The sequence below is a fragment of the Haloquadratum walsbyi J07HQW2 genome (assembly GCF_000415985.1).
In the GTDB taxonomy this organism is placed as follows: domain Archaea; phylum Halobacteriota; class Halobacteria; order Halobacteriales; family Haloferacaceae; genus Haloquadratum; species Haloquadratum walsbyi_B.
The window spans coordinates 480,938-483,418 of sequence record NZ_KE356561.1; the positions used below are offsets into that span (position 1 = coordinate 480,938).

The 2,481-nt window shown below is 48.9% G+C and carries 4 protein-coding genes; 2 read left to right on the forward strand and 2 right to left on the reverse strand.

The window, feature by feature from the left end:
* Positions 1-160 precede the first annotated feature (160 nt).
* Positions 161-412, forward strand: coding sequence for a hypothetical protein (locus J07HQW2_RS17240; RefSeq protein WP_303703905.1), 252 nt, complete (start codon positions 161-163; stop codon positions 410-412).
* Positions 413-547: 135 nt separating this feature from the next.
* A complete protein-coding gene (locus J07HQW2_RS02295) occupies positions 548-889 on the forward strand; it encodes a hypothetical protein (protein ID WP_021053642.1) in 342 nt (113 codons plus the stop codon).
* On the opposite strand, the gene J07HQW2_RS19805 is transcribed toward J07HQW2_RS02295, so the two are convergent.
* Positions 886-1,128: a hypothetical protein gene (locus J07HQW2_RS19805; RefSeq protein ID WP_394324604.1), complete on the reverse strand. Its 243-nt coding sequence runs from the start codon at positions 1,126-1,128 to the stop codon at positions 886-888. The genes J07HQW2_RS02295 and J07HQW2_RS19805 overlap by 4 nt on opposite strands.
* 920 nt (positions 1,129-2,048) lie before the next feature.
* Positions 2,049-2,252, reverse strand: coding sequence for a hypothetical protein (locus J07HQW2_RS17245; protein WP_021053644.1), 204 nt, complete (start codon positions 2,250-2,252; stop codon positions 2,049-2,051).
* Between the last annotated feature and the right edge of the window lie 229 nt (positions 2,253-2,481).

Below are 2,481 nucleotides of genomic sequence, written 5' to 3' on the forward strand. Positions count from 1 at the left end.
AGTGTTTGTGTAGCTGGAATGGTTGATTTCTCTGCGTAATAATCAGAAATAGTATATTATAAATTATATTACTAATTCTGCTATCTCCCGGCACGATTCGTACAGTCCAATCGAGTAGATATGTAGGCGCGGCTAGCCCACCACAAGAGGTGAGATATTGATGAGTGGCTCACCTGAACAAATTCATGCTGTTTCTTTGATGGCTGTGATGGTCACCTCCGTCTTTGCGCTTTGCTTCGCGGTCACTGGCGATACCGAGGTAGTAAGCCTGAGTGGGATCTCACCGAATAGTAATACAGCGGATGCCAGTTCCAATACTCGACTCACCGGTAGTTCTTCAATCTCCGCACTCGCAAACGATACTATACAAACCAGAAACGTCAATAGGGGTAACGCCAGCAACGTGCTCTGACGATGCTAATGGTGGTCCTGGTGAAACTACTTCCGCAGCTGATGACTACGTCGGTCAACTCAATTTTGACTATGATCAAAAGAGACCGACTGACAAATATAAATTATTTTCTGTTGAGTTGTGATTAACTGGAGCATGGACGGTGACATTGGGATCGCACTTGCGCATATTGAGAATGCAAAAGATGTGCTGGACCAGGAATCGATAGACATGGGAGACGTAAACAGTGCGAATCAAATTGTGATTGATGCGAAACGAGAAATCGGAGATCAAAATTATTTTGATAAGACGGATATCAAGTATTTGAATCAGCTCAAACGTGAACTGGACAGATTCAATAACACGGTTGAAGAGTATCTTGATACTAGACCGTCTCTTATATCTGAGCACGTGGATTATTTACAAACTGTACTTGGAGAAATCGAGAGTACTCTACAGTCGATAAAAGAACTCAGCGAAGACGAGGACGAGTCCTAGTTTCTCTGTTCTGACAACCCGAGGTCGATATCCAGAAGTCGAGTTATATCCGAGGGAATATTAGCGGCGATTTCTACTTTAATACTGAGCTCGAATCTGAAATATTTGCCACCACGTGTCCCAGTATTGGACACGGTCTTACTCAATATTCCTTGTATGTCGAGATCGTTCAGACGCTCTCTCATTCGTCGCATTACAAGCACATCACTCTCAATACGCCTTGCTATCGTTTTATACAATGATAGATATTCGTTATTCTTGTAGGCGTCTTCTCAGCCAGTTCGAGTGATGTTGCCGCTGCGAGAGCGAGAATGCCGGGAAGACGACGCGGCTGACGTGCCCTGTAATCGATGCGTCGTCGTCAAAGACCTGGGTCCGATTCGTCCGCTTCGTCACCGTGAGATGGGCGATGTTGGTCGGGGTCCCGCGGAACAGTAACACTCGTGTTCTGTGCTTTGATCAGAATGGTCCGCGCAGCTGTCTTGACTGTGCTGCGAAGGTTGGTTGTGAATCGTTTGTGACAGCTGCGCCACAGCGTCGACCCGGGACACTCCCCACTCAAAGCCCAACCGTTCGCAGAACGCTGGACAACATTCCAGATACTCTATCAGCGCTGTTTCATGCTTCCACCTGTGGAATTCTTTCAGCAAGAGCACGCGAAAGAGCGTGTCCATCTCGTACTGGGTCAACTCTGCGTAGCGGTCGTGTGCGTGGAATTTGAAATCGCCAGCCCGGTGCACAGACGAAGTTCTCGACTGGCTCGTGGCGATCATATTTAAACCAGGTCTGCGAGACGATTCTGATATCTGACTCCAGCCAGTCAAGCAACCCTCAGTCGTACAGCGGCGTCACATCGTGCACGGGACAATCAGCATGTGGTCGACGATCGATCCGTCGAAAGATAGTTCGGCGAGATTCAATTGTCGGGGTCACGAGAGATAGTGTCAACGAAATGTCCAATTAGTCGACTAATTGCCCGGCAGAAATAACTCAGGAATCAGTTGCTTCGTCCGGGAGTCACAACCAATTAGCAGTAATGTACATCCCTATATTCAACGCCTCCCGGCTAGAGAATGCTTCGAGAACGCACTGGATGATATGGTAGAGCTCGTGCGGAGGAAGTGACTGATCGGGGAGATAAAACACGCCACTGTGTGAGTCAGCTGACATCTAGATAGGGTCGTGTCGTGGCTAGTGACGATGAGACGACCCTTTTGCACGGCGCACAGGCGAATCGTGGTGTCGCTGAGCCTTCTCCCAACTCGTCCATATCAACGACACGCTCTACATCGTGACCAGCTTTGTCGAGTTTGTCGGCTAGCAGAGCCACGATACTCTCGCCAAGCAAAAACGACACCTGCATAACTATGATTCTGGTACATTTATACGACCGGTTACGATTTTGGGGTCTTCTTCTGCGGCTTTATGAAGCTCTCGACGGCTCTTCGACTGCCCGCATTTCTTCGGATGGTCGTGCTAGTACGCAAGTGCGTGGTAGACATCGGAGGCGGTGAGGTCAAAGTGGTCCGCAACCGTTTGCGCGTCGAGACCCCGTTCTTCGACCAGTGCGTGGGTGTGGCTGACAGTGATTC